Origin of the sequence: Rhizobium sp. BT-226 (assembly GCF_025847085.2) — a bacterium.
In the GTDB taxonomy this organism is placed as follows: domain Bacteria; phylum Pseudomonadota; class Alphaproteobacteria; order Rhizobiales; family Rhizobiaceae; genus Rhizobium; species Rhizobium sophorae.
In genome coordinates, this window is record NZ_JAOYTI010000001.1 from 939,010 (window position 1) to 957,322 (window position 18,313).

The following is an 18,313-nucleotide window of genomic DNA, read 5'->3' on the forward strand; positions in this document are numbered from 1 at the left end:
CTGCCCGCGGCCGTCCCGGCGGTTTGACAGGCCAAATCGTGGCCGATGTCGCATATTTGCTCTTCCCGGCCGCATTTTTCCATGCCAGTGTCGCTTTCAGGACATCGGCGCGACGCATTCCGCGCAACGAATGTGTCATCGCCCCTCGAGCATGGATTTCGCTATGAACAGGATGCAGATCAAGAAGCGTTCGGTAGTCTTCTTTATGGTACCGCAATTCACCATGCTGCCCTTTTCGGCGGCCGTGGACACGTTGCGCATCGCCAATCGCATGCTCGGCTATCAGGCCTATACCTGGCGGCTGACCTCCGTCGACGGGGAAAAGGTCTATTCGTCCTGCGGCATCGGCGTCGAGGCCAATTCCTCGCTTGCCGAGGAACGCCGCCATCTCGGCGGTGAAAACCGGCCGGGCATGGTGCTCGTCTGTTCCGGCATCGATGTCGAAGAGTTCAACAACAAATCGGTCAATGCCTGGCTGCGTGAATGCTACAATCGCGGCGTTGCCGTCGGCAGCCTCTGTACGGGCGCGCATGTGCTTGCCCAGGCCGGCCTCCTGAACGGCAAGCGCTGCGCCATCCACTGGGAAAACCTACCGGGCTTTTCGGAAGCCTTCCCGCAGGCGGAGGTCTATGCCGATCTCTACGAGATCGACGGCAATCTCTACACCTGCGCCGGCGGCACCGCCTCGCTCGACATGATGCTGAACCTCGTCGGCGAAGATTTCGGCGAAAGCCTTGTCAACCGTATTTGCGAGCAGCACCTGACGGACCGCGTGCGCAACCCGCACGACCGCCAGCGTCTGCCCCTGCGCGCCCGCCTCGGCGTGCAGAACGCCAAGGTGCTGTCGATCATCGAGCTGATGGAAGGCAATCTCGCCGAGCCGCTGTCGCTGATCGAGATCGCCGACGGCGCCGGCCTCTCGCGCCGCCAGATCGAGCGGCTGTTCCGCCAGGAGATGGGACGCTCGCCGGCCCGCTACTATCTGGAAATCCGCCTGGACCGCGCACGCCACCTTCTGGTGCAGTCCTCGATGCCGGTCGTCGAGGTCGCTGTCGCCTGCGGCTTCGTCTCCGCCTCGCATTTCTCCAAGTGTTATCGCGAACTCTACCATCGTTCGCCGCAGCAGGAGCGCGCCGAGCGCAAGATGACCATGGCGACCGCAAGACAGGCGGTTGCGGCTTGAGATAACCACCGCTGAAGAAAAAGAGAGAGGCAGCTCACTCAGCCGCCTTTGAGATTCTGATGAGGGCACTAACCCCTCTTCCGTCGTGCTCGGGCTTGTCCCGAGCATCTACCGCCGTTTCGTGTTTTGATATGTAGCAGATCCTCGGCAACGAGGCCGAGGATGACGTCAGACGTCAAGCGGCCAGTCCAAACCACCTATCCAAAGATCAGGAAAACTCTACTGCGCCGCCTCTTCCGTCATTCTGGCGTCGGAATAGACTTGGTTGCGGCCCCTGTGTTTGGCCATGTAGAGAAACTGGTCGGCGGCGTTGAGGTAATTCTCGAAGGTTTCGTAACCGGCGATCTCGGCGATGCCGATCGAAATCGTGACGCCGAGCTCCTCGTCGTCGGCCGTGACCTTCAGCCGCGAAATGTCCGAGCGGATCTCGTCGCAGAGCTTGGTCGCGGCTGCCGAATCCATCTGCGGGAAAAGGATGGCGAATTCCTCACCCCCGAGCCGCGAGAGAAGATTGTCGCTGCCCTCGAAGATCGTAAACAGCCTGTTTGCGACAGCCTTCAGCACCTTGTCGCCGATCTCGTGGCCATAGGTATCGTTCAGCCGCTTGAAATGGTCGATATCGAGAATGGCGACGGAGCTCGGCACCTTCAGCCGTAGGCACTCGTTCACCAGCTTCGGGCCGTTGTCGTAGAAATAGCGGCGGTTATAGAGGCCGGTCAGATAGTCGCAGGCCGCCGCTGCCCTCAGCTGCCGCATCTGCGCCAGCGTTTCGGCATTGTTGGCGATTCGGCATTGCAGCTCCTCGGCGACGAAGGGCCGGTAGACGAAATCGCTGGCGCCGGCCTTGAGGAAACTCGCCGAAAGCATGCGGTCGTTGGAGGAGGAAACGCCGATGACGCGCAGCCTGTCCGAACCGAAGCGATGGCGGATGCGCCGCGTCAGTTCATAGCCGCTCATATCGGGCATGTGATGATCGGTGACGACGAGCTCGATATCGCTATAGGCCTCGAGCGCTGCCAGCGCCTCGAGCCCCGAATTTGCCTCGACGACGAGATATTGCTGTGCCTTCAGGAGGTCGACGAGCACCTGGCGCGCCGAGACGACATCGTCGACGACGAGCACCCGCGTCTTGCGGTTGGAGATCGCCCGCCGGACGGTGGCGACCAGATTGTCGAGCGCGAATTCATTGTCCTTCAGCACGTAATCGATGACATTGCGCTCCATGATCTTGTTGCGCGTGTTGAGATCGAATGTCGCGGTGAAGACGATCGCCGGGATATCGTGCTCGATCGTGCAGTCGAGCGCTTCGCCATAGGGCGAATCCGGCAGGTTGAGATCGACGACGGCCATGGTGTAGCCGTGAGCGTCGTCGGCAAGTTCCTTGCGAAGAGCCTTCAGCGATGGGCAGGATTTGACGGCAAGGCCGAGTTCCGTCTGGAACCGGTGACAGAGCACCGCGGAAAACATCCGGGAATCTTCAACCAGAAGTATTTTGAGCCCGCCGGAGCGTAACCCGATGCCATCCCGCTGAAAATCCGCTTGAAAAGCCACAGCCGCTACTCCCCCATGCGTCTGACGGGCGCGACTCGGCCCTCTCCCCGGCGGGGACGATAACCGACAGGCCTGTGCGCGTGAAGGGGACAAATAACGGCGCTATTACTTGTAATTGCAAAAATTCGACGACTGTCCTCGACCGTCATTTCCGCCCCCCTGGCGATACCGATACTGGAAGGGCCGTCAGGCAACCGCCCGTTCCTTGCGCATCGATTGAATTTGCAGCAGCGTATCGAGGTTCTGGTTGACGCGGCAGTAGAACTCCTCGTCGATGAAGGGACGCAGCATGAAATCATTGCCGCCGGCCTTCAGGAATCGTGCCGAAAGCAGCCGGTTCGAGGAGGAGGAAACGCCGATGATGCGCAGTTCGTGCGAGCCGATACTGGCACGGATGCGCCGCGTCAGTTCGAAGCCATCGATGTCGGGCATGTTGTAGTCGGTGATGACAAGGCCGATATCGCGGTTGGTCTTCAGGATTTCCAACGCCTTGCCGCCACTCTCGGCGACGCTGACACGGAAATTGTAGCGCTTCAGCCGGCTCGACAGCAAAGCGCGCGCGGTCGCGCTATCGTCGACGATCAGCACGTGGTGGCGATGATTGGTGAGGAAGCGGCATATCGATTCCGCCAGAAGATCGACGGCGAAGATATTGTCCTTGAGGATATAGTCGACGATATCCTTGGCCATCAGCTTGTCGCGCATGTTTTCATGGAAGGTGCCGGTGAAAACGATGGTCGGGATGGAGAGATCGACCAGATATTCGAGCGCTTCGCCGTTTTCGGCACCGGGCAGGTTGATGTTCGAGATCGCCAGAGTGATCGGATCGGAAGACTTGTCGTAGGAAAACTGCAGATCCTCGAAGCTGCGGCAGATCTCGACATCAATGTCGAACAGCTCCTTGAGGCGTTTGCTGATCATCGAGGTGAATACGTTGGAATCTTCCGCGACAATAATACGCGCACCGGCAAACATTTCTCCGGAATATTGCATCCCCGAAATACCTAGAAACGCCATAGCAAACCTTTGATGTAAAATATGTACCCGGATCAAATCGATACATCGATTGATTTGAATAATTATTAATCGGCGGGCCTGATATAAATGAAGAGGCGGCCCGAGGGGCCCGTCTTCGACTTCTTTGCGGATATGATTAAGAAATCAGGCGCGAAACGCCGCATGCTCGGCATCGAAAAGGCTTTCGCCGACAACCGTCGCACTATTCGTGCCTTCCTTGGGAAATCCGGCCCAGCATGGCAAGCGTCAGCGAGCGGTTGATGCGGAAGCCGAAGGTGCCGTTGGTGGCGCGGCCGACGAGCCCATCTGGCTGGCACCGCTTGGCCGAAGCGGTTATAAACGAGCCATCGACCCCGACCCGCCGACAGGTTCGCCCATGATCCAATCCGACCCGGTGATCGCATGGCTTCTCGACTCCGACCCATCGATCCGATGGCAGGTGATGCGCGACCTGCTCGACGTCCCCGAGCCGGAATGGATGGCCGAGCGGGCCAAAATCGAGACCGATGGCTGGGGCGCCAGGCTGCTCTCCTGCCAGGACGAGGACGGGCAATGGGCGGGGGGCGCCTTCCTGCCCGCCGGTTTCGACCCGCAGGAGTGGAAGGAGCATGGTCAGCCGTGGACGGCTACGACCTTCTCGCTGTCGCAATTGCGGGAGTTCGGTCTCGATCCCGCCTGCGGCTGCGCCAGGCGCACCGTCAAATTGATCGGCGCCAACAGCCGTTGGGAAGAAGGCGGCCAGCCCTATTGGGAGGGCGAAGTCGAGGAGTGCATCAACGGCCGCACCGTTGCCGACGGGGCCTATTTCGGCGTCGACGTCTCGCCCATCGTCGACAGGCTGGCCGGCGAGCGTCTCGACGACGGCGGCTGGAACTGCGAGCGGATCAGAGGCTCTGTCCGCTCGTCTTTCGCCAGCACCATCAATGTGCTGGAAGGTTTGCTGGAATATGAGAGATCGACCGGCGGCACGCATCGGTCTCGAGAGGCGCGCAGGACGGGCGAGGAATTCCTGCTGGCCCGCAACCTCTTCCGCCGCCTTGGCACCGGCGAACCGGCCGACGAACGCTTCCTGCACTTCCTGCACCCGAACCGCTGGCGCTACGACATTTTGCGCGCGCTCGACTATTTCCGCGCCAGCGCGATCCTGACCGGCGCCGATCCCGATCCGCGCCTCGGCGTGGCGATCGACCATCTTCGTTCCAGACGCTTGCAGGACGGCAGTTGGCCGCTCGACGGAAGCCCTGCCGGTCGGGTGTGGTTCGAGGTCGATGACGGGCAAGGCAAGCCCTCACGGTGGGTAACGCTCCGGGCGATGCGGGTGCTCAGATGGTGGGATGGCCAGCCCTCAATCAATGCCTGGCGGCAATTCCAGTCGACGTAGGAAATTTCGCCTCACCGATGCCGGGCTGATTGACCGCACCGTGCAGGATTGACGCCGGGATCACTGACCAACCAGGCATTCTCGCCAACACCCGATCTTAGATGTCCTTACACGCAGCATCCGCTCGTTGCCGCTCGCGGCCCACAGCAGGCCGCGGCCTTGCTGTTTTCCTCTGCCAGCCAGCGATCGCGCGGCTTGCAGCTTGCCGGTCGCGGCGAAAGCGTAACGTGGACGGCGCCGGCGCGGAGAACCGGCGTCGCAGCGCAGTAAAGCTGCATCGGCTGCACGCCGTCGCTGACTTCGAAGGTGAGCTTCGCCGAACCATCCAGCTGCACATGGTCCGTCACCTTGCGGATAATGGAATAGAACTTGCCGGCCGGCATATGCGTGCGGTCGCCCTCCTCGATGTCCCAGAGTTGGATGAAGATCTCCGTCCAGGCCTCGGGATTGGCGCCGCAATCGAGCGCTGAGAATTGGCCCGCCTTGACCTCGGTGATATGATAGCCGGGCTTCACCGGTTGGCCGCCGTAATAGAAAACCAGCGGCGAGTCTCTCTCGCCGGCGAGTATGTTGAGCAGCAGGCCAAGATTGATGTCGCCCGCCTGAATTTTGCTATTGTCGATGGCGTTCATATCAGCTAATCCTCGTTTCAACACTTCAAGGATTATTGAAATATGGATCAACGTCAAGCCCTCGTCGCATTCGGTGCGCTCTCGCAGGAGACCCGCCTGCACATCGTCCGCATGCTCGTAGTATCGGGGCCTGACGGAATGGCGGCGGGCTCAATCGCCGAAAAGGCCGAAGTCTCGCCATCCAACATCTCCTTCCACCTGAAGGAGCTGGAACGCTCCGGCCTGATTGCCCAGCAGCGGGAATCCCGCTCGATCATCTACACCGCCAATTACGAGGCCCTCGGCGGCCTGATCCGTTTTCTGATGGAGGATTGCTGCGGCGGCAACCCGGAGATCTGCGCTCCGGCTGCCGCCGTCGCCGCATGCTGTACACCTGCAACCAAGGGGGAACTGCAATGACCACAGACCGCGTTTACAATGTGCTCTTTCTCTGCACCGCCAATTCATCCCGCTCGATCCTGGCGGAATCCATCCTGGAGACCGAAGGCAAGGGCCGGTTTAAGGCCTATTCGGCAGGCAGCCAGCCGAAGGGTGAGGTCAATCCCTATGCGCTGAAGGAGCTTGCGGCGCAGGGCTATCCCACGACCGGCTTTCGCTCGAAGAGCTGGGACGAGTTCGCCGAGCCTGGAGCTCCGGAGATGGACTTCATCTTCACCGTCTGCGACACCGCCCATGGCGAAGCCTGCCCGGTCTGGATCGGCCATCCGATGACCGCCCATTGGGGCGTCGAGGATCCCGCTGCCGTCGAGGGCAGCGAAGTCGACAAGGGCCGTGCTTTCGCGCAGGCCGCCCGCTTCTTGAAGAACCGGATCATTGCCTTCCTCAGCCTGCCGCTGTCGTCGATCGACAAACTGGCGCTGCAATCGCACCTACATCAGATCGGCGCCATGGAAGGCACGACCGCAAAACCGTCCAAGGCCGGCTGATGGCGTCGTTCGATTTGCCGCGCCGTCTGGTCGCTGAAGCCCTCGGCACCGCCATGCTGGTCGCGACCGTCGTCGGGTCCGGCATCATGGCGACATCGCTGACTGAGGATGTGGGACTTGCCCTGCTCGGCAATACGCTGGCGACGGGCGCCATCCTGGTGGTGCTGATCACCGTTCTCGGACCGATCTCCGGCGCCCACTTCAATCCGGCAGTCTCGCTGGTCTTTGCGATGTCGCGCGTACTGCCGAAACGCGATCTCGGCGGATATGTCGTGGCGCAGATTGCCGGCGGTGTGGCTGGCACAATCGCCGCCCACCTCATGTTCGACCTGCCACTCGTCGAATTGTCGAGCAAGGTTCGAACCGGCGGTGCGCAATGGTTCTCCGAAGTTGTTGCCACCTTCGGCCTGGTGGCGGTCATTCTTGCCGGCATCAAGTTCGAGCAGAAGGCGGTGCCGTGGCTGGTCGGGCTTTATATCACCGCCGCCTACTGGTTCACCGCCTCGACCTCCTTCGCCAATCCGGCCGTCGCGCTCGCCCGGTCGCTGACCGACACCTTCTCCGGCATCCGCCCGGTCGATCTGCCCGGCTTCTGGATCGCCGAAATCGCAGGCGCGGTCGCAGCCCTTCTCCTCTTCACCTGGCTGTTGCAGCCAGGCGCTTCATCAACCCTGTCGTCAGAGGCAAAGCTATGAACGTCACCATCTACCACAACCCGGCATGTGGCACGTCCCGCAATACGCTTGCGATGATCCGCAATGTTGGCATCGAACCTGATATCATCGAATATCTGGAAAATCCGCCGTCACGTGCCGAACTGGTCAGGATGATTGCCGGCGCCGGCCTCACCGTGAGGGAATCCATTCGGCAGAAGGATACCCCATACGGCGAACTCGGCCTCGACAATCCAGAACTCAGCGACGACCAGCTTCTCGACGCCATGCTCGCGCAACCGATCCTGATCAACCGGCCATTCGTCGTCACGCCGCTCGGCACACGTCTGTCACGGCCGTCCGAAGTGGTTCTGGAAATCCTGCCGGAGACCCACAAGGGCGCTTTCACCAAGGAAGACGGCGAGAAGGTGCTCGATGCCGAAGGCAAGCGCATTGTCTGATCTGCCTGCAGCGTCCCCGATGCATTTGCATCAACCGGATATGGATGCACTCAGGCCGGCGTTCTCGACGCATAAGCCGCGCATCCTGATCCTTTATGGCTCGTTGCGAGCAGTGTCCTACAGCCGCCTCCTCGCACAGGAGGCCGGGCGGCTGCTCGAATATTTCGGCTGCGAAGTGCGGATCTTCAATCCCGAAGGTCTGCCGCTGCCCGACGCGGAACCGGCGAGCCACCCAAAGGTCCAAGAGCTGCGTGAATTGTCTGCATGGTCGGAAGGCCAGGTCTGGGTCAGCCCTGAACGGCATGGCGCAATGAGCGGCATCATGAAAGCGCAGATCGACTGGATTCCACTGTCGGTCGGCTCGGTACGGCCGACACAAGGCAAGACGCTGGCGGTGATGCAGGTCTCCGGCGGTTCCCAGTCCTTCAATGCGGTGGGCCAGCTTCGCATCCTTGGCCGCTGGATGCGGATGATCGCTATCCCCAATCAGTCCTCGGTCGCGAAAGCTTTCCAGGAATTCGACGCGGACGGCCGTATGAAACCCTCATCCTATTACGACCGCGTCGTCGACGTCTGCGAGGAACTGGTGAAGTTCACCCTGCTGACCCGTGACGCCTCGAATTATCTGACCGACCGCTACAGCGAGCGGAAAGAAGAAACCGAAAAGCTCGAACAGCGCGTGAGCCTGAGATCCCTATGACAATCGTCAGCACCGAACGGCCGCCGGTAGCCGCGATCGCCGCACTCGGGCTGACGCAGATCATCGGCTACGGGACGCTCTATTACAGCTTCAGCATCCTCGCGCCTGATATGGCGAGGAGTTTCGACTGGTCGACGGAATGGATCTTCGGCGCGCTCTCCGCCGCCCTTCTGATCGGCGGCCTGGCAGCACCTCTCATGGGCCGATGGATCGATCGCTTCGGCGCCGGCCGCGTCATGACATCAGGGTCGGCGATTGCCGCCGCCGCCCTTGTCGCCTGCGCCTTCGCGCCGGGAAAGATCGCCTTCGTCGCAGCCCTGATCGCCGTCGAGACAGCGTCGAACCTCGTGCAATATGGCGCTGCCTTCGCCCTGCTCGTCCAGATCAGGCCGCGGGTCGCCCAGCGCAGCATCACTTACCTGACCCTGATCGCCGGCTTCGCCTCGACCATCTTCTGGCCGATCACCACAGCGCTGCACGCGCACCTGTCCTGGCAGAACGTCTATCTGATCTTCGCCGCCCTCAACCTTGCGGTCTGCCTGCCCATTCATGCCTGGCTGTCCCGTGGCGTCAGCGAAACGCGCAAGCGCGAGGCGGGGGAAGCCGCAAAGCACGTCGAGCCGGGCCTTCAGCCGTCGATGCGCAGGCCGGCCTTTGTCCTGATGGTGACGGGTTTTGCTTTGGAAAGCTTCGTGAACGCGGCACTTCTGGTTCACATGGTGCCCGTGATGTCGGCGCTCGGCCTCGGCGCCATGGCAGTGGTGGTCGGAACGCTCTTCGGCCCGTCACAGGTGTTGAGCCGCCTCATCAACATGGTCTTCGGCGAGAGCTTGTCGCAAGTGATGCTGGCGATCATCTGTGCCATCCTGCTGCCGACAGCCCTTGTCATCCTCATCGCCACCGCACCCTCGGTGCCCGGCGCGCTGGTCTTCGCCGTCGTTTTCGGCCTCGGCTCGGGCCTTAACAGCATCGTCTACGGAACCTTGCCGCTCGCGCTCTTCGGAAGCGATGGCTACGGCCAGCGGCAAGGACAAATCATGTCGGTCCGTCTCGTCGTCTCCTCGATGGCGCCGTTCGCACTCGCCTTCCTGATGGGTAATCTCGGCGTATCGTGGTCGCTGTCGATCGCTGCATTGCTCAGCACCGTCGCGGTTGCCGCATTCTTCGCCATTATGCGGCTGACGCGCCCGGTTGCCGGGCCGGAAACTGTTCCCAATCCCCGAGAAGCTTGAGCGCATTAGTCAGACAGGCGCTACTTGACGACGGCCGAGCCCTTGACGATGTCGATCGTCTCGCCGCCGTCGAGCCCGATGCGGTCGCCGTCGGGCGTTGTCATGAAGCAGCCGGAAGCACAGAGGTTTTCCGAAGCGCCGGCATCGACCACGACCTCGACGCGCTGGCCGCTCTCGGTGATGACGAGCACGACGGCTGCCGGATCGGTGTTGGTGATGGATGCCGCTTCAGCCGCGGTTGCGGCAAGCAGCGGGACAAGCAGAACGGCGGCAAATCTTGCCATCATGTGCGGCGGCGCTGGCGCGCCCTCCCCTCGAACGATCGGTGCTGCCCCCGGCAGCGATCCCGATAATGGAGATCATGCACATATAGCTGTGAATGATGGCTGAATGACCCGTTCAGCCTTTCCGATTGCCGTCTGCCGTCTTGCTGCGCAATTGCCGCACCGGCTGCTCTTCCTCTTCCATGAGCGTGTCCGCCGAGCTTTCCTGCTCGTTGGGTTGATCCCTGCCCGCTTCGGCAAGCGCGGGACGAGCCTCCCGATGGATGGTAAGATCGGTCTGTGGCAGCGGGATCTCGATGCCCTCGGCCTTGAAGCGCTTGAGGATCTCGATCCTGAGATTGTTGCGCACCGCCATACCGTCGCCCATGTCGGCGAGGAAGAAGCGCAGCTCGAAATCCAGCGAATACGGACCGAAACGCAGGAATTCGACATGCGGCTCCGGGTTGCGCATGACGAGCGGTATCTTGGCCGTCAGCTCGAGCAGGATGTCCATCACCTGCTGCGGATCGGCGTTGTAGGCGACGGAAACCGGGATTTCCGAGCGGCCGATCTTGTTGCGGTGCGTCCAGTTGCCGACGAGGCCGTTGATCAACTCGGAATTCGGCACGATGATCGACTGCTTGCGGAAGGTCTCGATCTCGGTGGCGCGCACCGAAATGCGTTTAACGATGCCTTCGGCCGTGCCGGAAACCACATGGTCGCCGACCTTGAACGGCCGTTCGACGAGCAGGATCAGGCCGGAGACGAAGTTGGAGACGATGTTCTGGAGACCGAAACCGATACCGACCGAAAGTGCGGAAGCGACGAGCGCGAAGCTCGACAGGTCGATGCCGGCCGCCGAAACGCCGATGATCGCCGCTATGCCGACGCCGAGATAGCCGATGCCCGTCTTGACCGAATTGCGCACGCCAAGATCGACATGGCTTCTGGCCATCACATTGCCATCGAGCCAGCGCTGCAGCCAGCGCGTCAGCAGGTAGACGCCGGCAAACAAGAGAATGCCGGTGCAGATGCCGAGCAGCGAGATGCTGATACCGCCGAGCCTGACCTCGGTAAACAGCCGATAGGCAAGAATCTGCAGATCCTGCACATGGAAGCCCCAGAGCAGCAGGATCAGCGGGATGCCGACGAGAAGCGCCACTGCATAGATGGCAAGGCCGACGAGCAGGCCGGCCTGATCGATCGCCACCGGCCCGAGCTTGAAGCGGCGCGTCAGGAAGCTTGCGAAGAAGGTATCGCCGAAGCTTTCCTGCCTTGATATCGCCTTGCCGGAGAGCAGGCCGACATACATGGTGGCGACCAGCGCGCCGGTGATGATGAGCTGCGTGGCGACGAAGCGCGCGAGCCCGACATAACCCGTGAGCGCTGTGAGGATGAGGCCGGCGCCGACGACCCGCAGGATGATCGCCATGCCGCGAGGCCAATGCCTTCCCGGCGCATCGGGATCGCCGTTCTTCGCCAGCATCGGTCTGCCGAAGGAGACCGCGATCAGGATCAGGCCGATGATCAGCGCGGCAATCAGGCTCCTGATCACGGTCAGCACCAGCGGCGAGCCCATCGCCTCGCCGATCGTACCGAACAGATAATCGAGCGCGTTGACGATCGCCATCGCCAGCAGGCAATAGCCGATCGAGCGAGCGCCGAGATTGGAAAGCCTGACGAGCCGCCAGCGGGGTTCGCGCGGCGCGAAGATGGCGTTGACGAAGCGGCCGACGAAATAGACGAGCCCGATCGCTCCGAACAGGGCGCCGATGACAGGTGCGATGTCGGGCCGCAGAACATTGAAACTGTTGAGGAAGAAGAACGAGGTGACGAGCAGTACCGAGAGCGCCATGGTGCGGATCAACGTCGACCAGAAGGCGATCGACAGCCGGCCGATATAGGACGGATTCTCGATCGCCTCGTCCCGGCGCAGGTACGAGCCGAACAGCCGATAGCTGCCGGATAACAGGATGAGTGCTGACGCAAGCGACAGGAAGATCGCGGCAAACAGCGGGAACCGCTTGAACTTCCAGACGAAAGAGGCCCAGCTCGACAAAGCCTGCGAGAATTCGCTGACCTCGTGCACGAAGGCACTCGCGGCATCGTCGAGCACCGAGACTGAGATCTCGGTGCGCCTGAAAAGCGTGTCGGCGAAAAGTCGCCGCCGCATCTCGATGATCTCGTTGAGGAGCTTCGTCACCGCGATCGACAGGTTTTCGGCGTCACCGGTCACCGCGTTGATCTGCGCGCGCTCGGCAGTAAGCGCATTGCGCTCGTCCGCGACAATCTGCGCCTCGGGCGGCTGCCCGTCCTTCGGCGGATCGCCGATCTCGGCAAGCCGGTTCTTGATCTGGTCGAAACGCGGCCTGAGATTGACCGATATGGTGATGACGGCGCGGCTGAGCTCGTCGGCCTTGGTGGCGAGCCCGACCAGGGCATCGTCATTGTCGGCATTCTGCTTGGCGCCGTCCTGAAGCGCCGTCAGCTGGACCTTCGCCTTTTCGATCTCCTTTGTCGCCTGGTCGAGCGGCGTATCGGTAAGCGGTGCCTCCTGCGCGACAGCCGGTGCCTGCGGCTCCTGCGCGAAGGCCGCAGCACCCTTGAAATGCGCGCCGGCGACCGCCAGCGTCAACAGAAGAATGGTGCGAAGCAGGATCGGTCTCAGCCGCAAAAGCGCCTCCGGAAGGGTTATCGTCGGAATAGAATGCCAGCTTGTCTTAGTAAAGAAAGGCGACAGAAAGGCGGAAGCTCCCTGGAAAGGCTTAGAAACCGGCGCCGGGCGTAGAGAGATAGTCGCACTCTGCCGCCGTCGACTCCCGCCCGAGCATGGCATTGCGGTGCGGAAAACGGCCATAGGCGGCAATGACGTCGCGGTGGCGGATCGCATAATCGCGATATTCCTCGTCGCCGAGGGCGGTGAACAATTCCACCGAACGCTCCTGCTCGCTGAGGTTTTCGGCATGTTCGAACGGCATGTAGAAGAAGGTGCGGCATGCGCTCTCGACCGCGCGGTCGGCACCCGCCGCAAGCGCCAACTTGGCTTCCCGAAGCGCCAGCCCATCGGTCGCAACGGCAAGCGCCGTGCCGCGATAGATGTTGCGGGGAAACTGGTCGAGCACGATGACGGCCGCCAGCCGACTGACAGGGTCGGCCCGCCATTCGTCGCTCACGCCTGCGGCAAGCGCCAGATGCGTATCGCGGAAGCCTTCGCGGATCTCGGCGTCAAGCTCCGGCGGCGCGCGGAACCACAGCTCCCGGCCGCATCGGATGAACCAGAAATCGTAAACCTCCTTCGGCGTACGGATCGTCGGCATGTTTTCATCCCCTAACGTTAGGTTTGTTGATGCAATGTCGGTAAATTATTGTAGGAAAAGGGATAACACCGTGCCGGTGGCCCCCTCATCCGGCTGCCGCCACCTTCTCCCCGCTGGGGAGAAGAGATTCGCGGCAACATCTCCATTCCCCCTTCTCCCCTCGGGGAGAAGGTGCCCGTAGGGCGGATGAGGGGGCCACACGGCACACCCTACGCTGCACGGCCTACTTCCCCTCATGCAACGAAAACACCAGCGTCGCCTTCGTCCCATCATGCCCGGGGTCATAGGCGAAATCCGATTTCAGGCTGGCTGCCATGGCCGCCAGGATGCGTGTACCAAGGCCGGTTCCCCTGGCCGGGCTCGACGGGTCGAAACCGGCGCCGTCATCCTCGACTATGACGCGCAATGTCTCATCCGTCTGGTCGACGATGACGCGGATCTCGCCTGGCACGCTGTCCGGATAGGCATATTTGAAGGCATTGGTGACGAGCTCGCTGACGATCAGCCCGAGCGTGATCACCTTGTCGGTCGCCAGATTGACTGGCTGCGCGGTCAGCACGATCCGGTGCGGCCGCTTGTCGTCGCGCATCGAGGTTTCGAGTTCGGTGAGCAGGCTGTTCAGATATTCATCGACCTGCACCGAGCCGACCTGCCGGTTGGTATAGAGCCGGCGGTGCACGCTGGCGATGGCGTTGATGCGCATCTGTGTTTCGTGCAACGCGTCGATCGCCACCTGGTCCGTGGTCATCGAGGATTGCATGCGGATCAGCGCGCCGACGAGGCCGAGGCTGTTGGCGATGCGGTGATTGACTTCGGCAAGCAGCATTTCTGCAAGGTCGCGCTGCTGGCGGATCACCTCCTGTGCCTGCGCCGTCTCGCGGCGAAACCGCGCCCGCTCCAGCGACTGTTCGAGGGCGGCGGCGAGCAGGTCGAAATAATCGGCTGAGATCCCCTTCAGCATGTAATCGTCGGCGCCGGCTTTCAGCGCGGCGACCGCGATGCTGGTATCGTCCGAACCTGTCGCATAGATGACCGGCGGATGATCCGGCATCGCCGTGATGCTGGGCAGAATGTCGAGGCCCGTCTCGCCGGCCAGGACATGATCGAGCACGACGGCGTCGATACCGCCTTCGCCAAGTCTTGCAAGGCCGGCAGCGCCGCTCTCGGCCCACTCGACCGAAAAGCCGCGCCGACGCAGGTTTTTCTGCAACAGTAGGGCAAGCCCCTCGTCGTCGTCGATATAGAGGATGTGGATCAGGGCATCCGCATCGCCGCTAGAATTGCTCATTCGGTCTCCCGGCGTTCTCTCGCAGCGACGACCGCCCGCAAGCGTCCGAGTCGTCCGCATGGCAATGTCGTATTGCATTGGCCGCCTGGGGTAAACAGCGGTTATCCCTCGCTCTTGTCGCAGGCGGCGCGGAAGGAGGATGTCGGGAAGCCGGCATTTTCAGAACATGACCCTGACTTGGGAGGATCCCTATGAAAGTCGTTGAAGAAGATGGGGAAACGAAAACCTGAAATGAGATGCATGAACGCCGCGCGGCCCGATTGGTTCCGTAAATAAGCTAATTTTTCTGGAATTTCCGATGGCCGGATACTTCGGCCCCTGCCTCTGCCGGCAACTGCAGGAAGCGTAGCGACGAGACGACGCCGATCGCGCCGACCAAGATGAAAGCCCAGCGGAAATCGGCAAGAACGGGATTGTCAGCGCCCCTGAGAGCCGAGGCGATATTGAGCACGGCCGCCGCCACCGCCACGCCGAGTAGCATCGATACCTGCTGCAGCATGCTCGACAGCGTCGAGGCCGAGCTTCGCTGCGCCGGGCCGATATCGGCAAAGGCGAGCGTGTTCAAAGCGGTGAATTCCATCGACCGCGACAGGCCGGCGAGGAAAAGCAGCGCATGGATGAAAAACGGCGGCGTCTCCGGCGAGAGGAAACCGCAGCCGACGATCGAAAGCGCTGCGATCAGCCCGTTGACCCCAAGCACTGTGCGAAAGCCGAAGAAGCGCAGCAGCGGTGTCGTCACCGCCTTCATGCTGAAATTGCCGAGGAAATAGACGAGTAGATAGGTGCCGGCGGCAATCGAGCTCAGGCCGAAGCCGAGCTGAAACAGCAAAGGCAGCAGAAACGGCGTCGCATTGATCGCCACCCTACAGGCCGTGCCCGCCGACAGCGTCGACATCGAGAAGGTCTGGATGCGGAAAGCCGAAAGGTCGAGCAGCGGATTGTCGACGGCGAGGAAATGCCGCGTCGCCATGACCGACAGCACGATGCCGGCTGCCAGCATCGATATGACCGGCAAGAGACCGCCGTGCCATTTGACTGAAAGCTCCAGTGCGGCAAGCAGGAAAGTCAGCCCGGCAGCACTGAGGACGAAGCCGACGAAATCCAGCCGGCCGGGATTGGTTTCGCGCTGCTCCGGCACGAAGCGCAGCACCAACGCGATGCCGAGGATGCCGATCGGGATATTGATGAGGAAGTTCCAATGCCAGCTGGCATAGGTGGTGATGAAGCCGCCGAGCACCGGGCCGAGCACCGGCGCCGTCAGCGCCGGCCAAGTGATCAGTGCGATCGCCTGCACGAGTTCCGACTTGCGGGCATTTTTCAAGACGATAATGCGCCCGACCGGCGTCATCAGTGCGCTGCCCGCCCCCTGCACGGCGCGCCACAGGACGAACTCCGCAAGGCTGCCGGAGAGCCCGCAGAACAGCGAGGCGCCGGTGAAGACGGCGATCGACATCAGGAAGATACGGCGCGCGCCGAACCGGTCGCCGAGCCAGCCCGACAGCGGAATGAAGGCGGCCATCGTCAGCATGTAGACGGTGATGCCAATGCTCATCGACACCGGCTGCACGCCGAAGCTTGCCGCCATCTGCGGCAGCGAGGTGGCGACGATCGTGCCGTCGAGGATCTGCATGAAGAAGGAAACGGCAACGACCAGTGCCACGATCTTCGCCTGGCGGCCGCCTGCGGCCTCTTGCCCATTCTCGCTCGTCTCTGCCGTGGTCATCGATCTGCCAATGAAAATTCAAGATGACGCGGCAGGCAAACGGGAAGGAAGCCGATCAGAGATCTGCCGCGCGGAGGAGCGCGGACATGGAAAGCCGCGCACTGGCTGAATACGCCCGTTGCATCCGGCCGGAAAGGCTAAATCTCGCACTGCGCGGGAATATTCCCGATGCGGCCCGATACCTAGAGCATGATGCCGAAAAGTGTGAGCGGTTTCGGACGACATCATGCTCTAACTATATAACGTAGAACAGGATTCAAGAAAAAGGCCCCACCGAAGCGAGGCCAAGCTTGAACCGCTCCGGGGAAATACGGGAGCGGCGTGCAGTCCATACCGTGCGATTCATGTCGCAGCGAGGCCAGATGTCGCTGCATCGGTACGCTCGCCAAGAATTTTTCGCGTTCTGCCGAAAAAGATCGGCCCCCCAAAACTATCCGCCCATGTGGTGCGACGCCTGTCGCATTGCAGCAACGATTGGCGCTTGCAATGTTTATAAAAATAGATATCACTAAACATATTGCTAAACATGATGATTGAGGAGTTCATGTAAGCATTCTCTGAAGTGGGTGAACATGCGACGCCGGCGGGGAGCCGGCTCTTGGTTCTGGGAGGAACTTATGCAGAAAACATCGAAAGCCCTTTTCGGGCTAGCCACGGCATTCGTCATGTCGTCGGCATTGCCCAATCTCGCCAAAGCCGATGAACTGACGCTGTGCTGGGCCGCATGGGACCCCGCCAATGCACTCGTCGAGCTGTCGAAGGATTTCACCGCCAAGACCGGCACGCAGATGAAGTTCGAATTCGTTCCCTGGACGAGTTATGCCGACCGCTTCCTCAACGAGCTGAATTCCCATGGCAAGCTCTGCGACCTCATCATCGGCGACAGCCAGTGGATCGGCGGCTCGGCCGAGAATGGCCACTATGTCAAGCTCAACGACTTCTTCGACAAGGAAGGCATCAAGATGGATGACTTCGTGCCGGCGACCGTCGTCGGCTACTCGGAATGGCCGAAGAACACCCCGAATTACTGGGCGCTGCCTGCGATGGGCGACGTCGTCGGCTGGACCTACCGCAAGGACTGGTTCGAGAAGCCGGAACTGCAGAAGGAATTCAAGGAGAAATACGGCCACGATCTCGCAGCGCCGAAGACCTATGGTGAGCTGAAGCAGATCGCCGAGTTCTTCCAGAAGCGCGAGATCGACGGCAAGACCGTCTACGGCGCCTCGATCTATACCGAGCGCGGCTCCGAAGGCATCACCATGGGCGTGACCAACGTGCTCTACGACTGGGGCTTCCAGTACGACAACCCGCAGAAGCCCTATGACATGGAAGGCTTCGTCAACTCGGCCGATGCGGTCAAGGGCCTCGAATTCTACAAGTCCCTCTACGACTGCTGCACCCCGCCCGGCAGCTCCAACGTCTACATGGTCGAATCCGCCGATGCCTTCAAATCCGGCCAGGTCGCCATGCAGATGAACTTCGCCTTCACCTGGCCCGGCCTCTACAAGGACGAGAAGGTCGGCGGCGACAGGATCGGCTTCTTCCCCAATCCGGCTGAGAAGGCGCATTTCGCCCAGCTTGGCGGCCAGGGCATCTCGGTGGTCTCCTACTCCGACAAGCGCGACTCCGCCCTGCAATACATCAAATGGTTCGCACAGCCCGACGTGCAGGCCAAGTGGTGGGAACTCGGCGGTTTTTCCTGCCTGAACTCCGTCGTCAACGCGCCGGACTTTGCCAAGAGCCAGCCTTATGCCCAGGCCTTCCTGGACTCGATGGCGATCGTCAAGGACTTCTGGGCCGAGCCGAGCTACGCCTCGCTGCTGCAGGCCATGCAGAAGCGCGTCCACAACTACGTGGTCGCCGGCAACGGCACCGCCCAGGAAGCACTCGATGGCCTGGTGAAGGACTGGAGCGACGTCTTCAAGGACGACGGCAAGATCTGACGCGTGGCATCCCTGATGCGCGCTATCCTCGGCAGGATGGCGG

The 18,313-nt window shown here is 61.5% G+C and carries 18 protein-coding genes; 9 read left to right on the plus strand and 9 right to left on the minus strand.

Annotated features, from left to right (window positions below; genetic code table 11):
• The first annotated feature begins 163 nt into the window (after window positions 1–163).
• Window positions 164–1,183 (plus strand): GlxA family transcriptional regulator, encoded by a 1,020-nt coding sequence (locus OIU37_RS04810; protein WP_180694859.1) that lies wholly within the window; start codon window positions 164–166, stop codon window positions 1,181–1,183.
• A gap of 219 nt (window positions 1,184–1,402) precedes the next feature.
• Here OIU37_RS04810 and OIU37_RS04815 read toward each other — a convergent pair whose 3' ends face one another.
• The gene (locus OIU37_RS04815; RefSeq protein ID WP_017960878.1) at window positions 1,403–2,734 is read right to left on the minus strand and encodes a diguanylate cyclase; all 1,332 of its coding nucleotides are present in this window, start codon (window positions 2,732–2,734) and stop codon (window positions 1,403–1,405) included.
• A 186-nt stretch (window positions 2,735–2,920) separates the two neighbouring features.
• The gene (locus tag OIU37_RS04820; RefSeq protein ID WP_171602817.1) at window positions 2,921–3,751 is read right to left on the minus strand and encodes a response regulator; all 831 of its coding nucleotides are present in this window, start codon (window positions 3,749–3,751) and stop codon (window positions 2,921–2,923) included.
• A 376-nt stretch (window positions 3,752–4,127) separates the two neighbouring features.
• On the opposite strand from OIU37_RS04820, the gene OIU37_RS04825 reads away from it, so the two are divergent.
• Window positions 4,128–5,132: a squalene cyclase gene (locus tag OIU37_RS04825; RefSeq protein WP_264256116.1), complete on the plus strand. Its 1,005-nt coding sequence runs from the start codon at window positions 4,128–4,130 to the stop codon at window positions 5,130–5,132.
• Window positions 5,133–5,239: 107 nt separating this feature from the next.
• On the opposite strand, the gene OIU37_RS04830 is transcribed toward OIU37_RS04825, so the two are convergent.
• On the minus strand, window positions 5,240–5,764 hold the full coding sequence (locus OIU37_RS04830; RefSeq protein ID WP_264256119.1) for a DUF6428 family protein: 525 nt from the start codon (window positions 5,762–5,764) through the stop codon (window positions 5,240–5,242).
• Between the two features lie 42 nt (window positions 5,765–5,806).
• On the opposite strand from OIU37_RS04830, the gene OIU37_RS04835 reads away from it, so the two are divergent.
• The 6 genes from OIU37_RS04835 to arsK are packed head-to-tail and all read left to right on the plus strand — an operon-like array spanning window position 5,807 to window position 9,736.
• Window positions 5,807–6,163 (plus strand): helix-turn-helix transcriptional regulator, encoded by a 357-nt coding sequence (locus OIU37_RS04835; RefSeq protein WP_171602820.1) that lies wholly within the window; start codon window positions 5,807–5,809, stop codon window positions 6,161–6,163.
• Window positions 6,160–6,690 (plus strand): arsenate reductase ArsC, encoded by a 531-nt coding sequence (locus tag OIU37_RS04840; protein WP_180694856.1) that lies wholly within the window; start codon window positions 6,160–6,162, stop codon window positions 6,688–6,690. The genes OIU37_RS04835 and OIU37_RS04840 overlap by 4 nt, the downstream gene beginning before the upstream one ends.
• Window positions 6,690–7,385 carry an MIP/aquaporin family protein gene (locus OIU37_RS04845; protein WP_171602822.1) on the plus strand — a complete coding sequence of 232 codons (696 nt, stop codon included), beginning with the start codon at window positions 6,690–6,692 and terminating at the stop codon, window positions 7,383–7,385. Before OIU37_RS04840 ends, OIU37_RS04845 begins: the two co-directional genes overlap by 1 nt.
• The gene (gene arsC, locus OIU37_RS04850) at window positions 7,382–7,804 is read left to right on the plus strand and encodes an arsenate reductase (glutaredoxin) (RefSeq protein ID WP_264256121.1); all 423 of its coding nucleotides are present in this window, start codon (window positions 7,382–7,384) and stop codon (window positions 7,802–7,804) included. Before OIU37_RS04845 ends, arsC begins: the two co-directional genes overlap by 4 nt.
• Window positions 7,779–8,504: an arsenical resistance protein ArsH gene (arsH, locus tag OIU37_RS04855; RefSeq protein WP_264256124.1), complete on the plus strand. Its 726-nt coding sequence runs from the start codon at window positions 7,779–7,781 to the stop codon at window positions 8,502–8,504. The genes arsC and arsH overlap by 26 nt, the downstream gene beginning before the upstream one ends.
• Window positions 8,501–9,736: an arsenite efflux MFS transporter ArsK gene (gene arsK / locus OIU37_RS04860; RefSeq protein WP_180694854.1), complete on the plus strand. Its 1,236-nt coding sequence runs from the start codon at window positions 8,501–8,503 to the stop codon at window positions 9,734–9,736. The genes arsH and arsK overlap by 4 nt, the downstream gene beginning before the upstream one ends.
• Window positions 9,737–9,756: 20 nt before the next feature.
• Here the strand turns inward: arsK and OIU37_RS04865 are convergent, their stop codons facing one another.
• The 6 genes from OIU37_RS04865 to OIU37_RS04890 all read right to left on the minus strand — a co-directional run bounded on the left by OIU37_RS04865 (window position 9,757) and on the right by OIU37_RS04890 (window position 16,873).
• Complete coding sequence (locus OIU37_RS04865) at window positions 9,757–10,023, minus strand: hypothetical protein (protein ID WP_168313812.1); 267 nt, start codon at window positions 10,021–10,023, stop codon at window positions 9,757–9,759.
• A 112-nt stretch (window positions 10,024–10,135) separates the two neighbouring features.
• Window positions 10,136–12,673 carry a mechanosensitive ion channel family protein gene (locus OIU37_RS04870; RefSeq protein WP_264256129.1) on the minus strand — a complete coding sequence of 846 codons (2,538 nt, stop codon included), beginning with the start codon at window positions 12,671–12,673 and terminating at the stop codon, window positions 10,136–10,138.
• Between the two features lie 91 nt (window positions 12,674–12,764).
• Window positions 12,765–13,316 carry a DUF924 family protein gene (locus tag OIU37_RS04875; protein WP_264256130.1) on the minus strand — a complete coding sequence of 184 codons (552 nt, stop codon included), beginning with the start codon at window positions 13,314–13,316 and terminating at the stop codon, window positions 12,765–12,767.
• A 223-nt stretch (window positions 13,317–13,539) separates the two neighbouring features.
• Complete coding sequence (locus OIU37_RS04880; RefSeq protein WP_171602828.1) at window positions 13,540–14,604, minus strand: sensor histidine kinase; 1,065 nt, start codon at window positions 14,602–14,604, stop codon at window positions 13,540–13,542.
• Window positions 14,605–14,881: 277 nt separating this feature from the next.
• On the minus strand, window positions 14,882–16,327 hold the full coding sequence (locus OIU37_RS04885; RefSeq protein WP_264256131.1) for an MFS transporter: 1,446 nt from the start codon (window positions 16,325–16,327) through the stop codon (window positions 14,882–14,884).
• A 342-nt stretch (window positions 16,328–16,669) separates the two neighbouring features.
• Window positions 16,670–16,873: a hypothetical protein gene (locus OIU37_RS04890; RefSeq protein ID WP_264256132.1), complete on the minus strand. Its 204-nt coding sequence runs from the start codon at window positions 16,871–16,873 to the stop codon at window positions 16,670–16,672.
• 71 nt (window positions 16,874–16,944) lie between these two features.
• Between OIU37_RS04890 and OIU37_RS04895 the strand changes: the two genes are divergently transcribed.
• A complete protein-coding gene (locus tag OIU37_RS04895; RefSeq protein ID WP_182210132.1) occupies window positions 16,945–18,270 on the plus strand; it encodes an ABC transporter substrate-binding protein in 1,326 nt (441 codons plus the stop codon).
• Window positions 18,271–18,313: the final 43 nt, after the last annotated feature.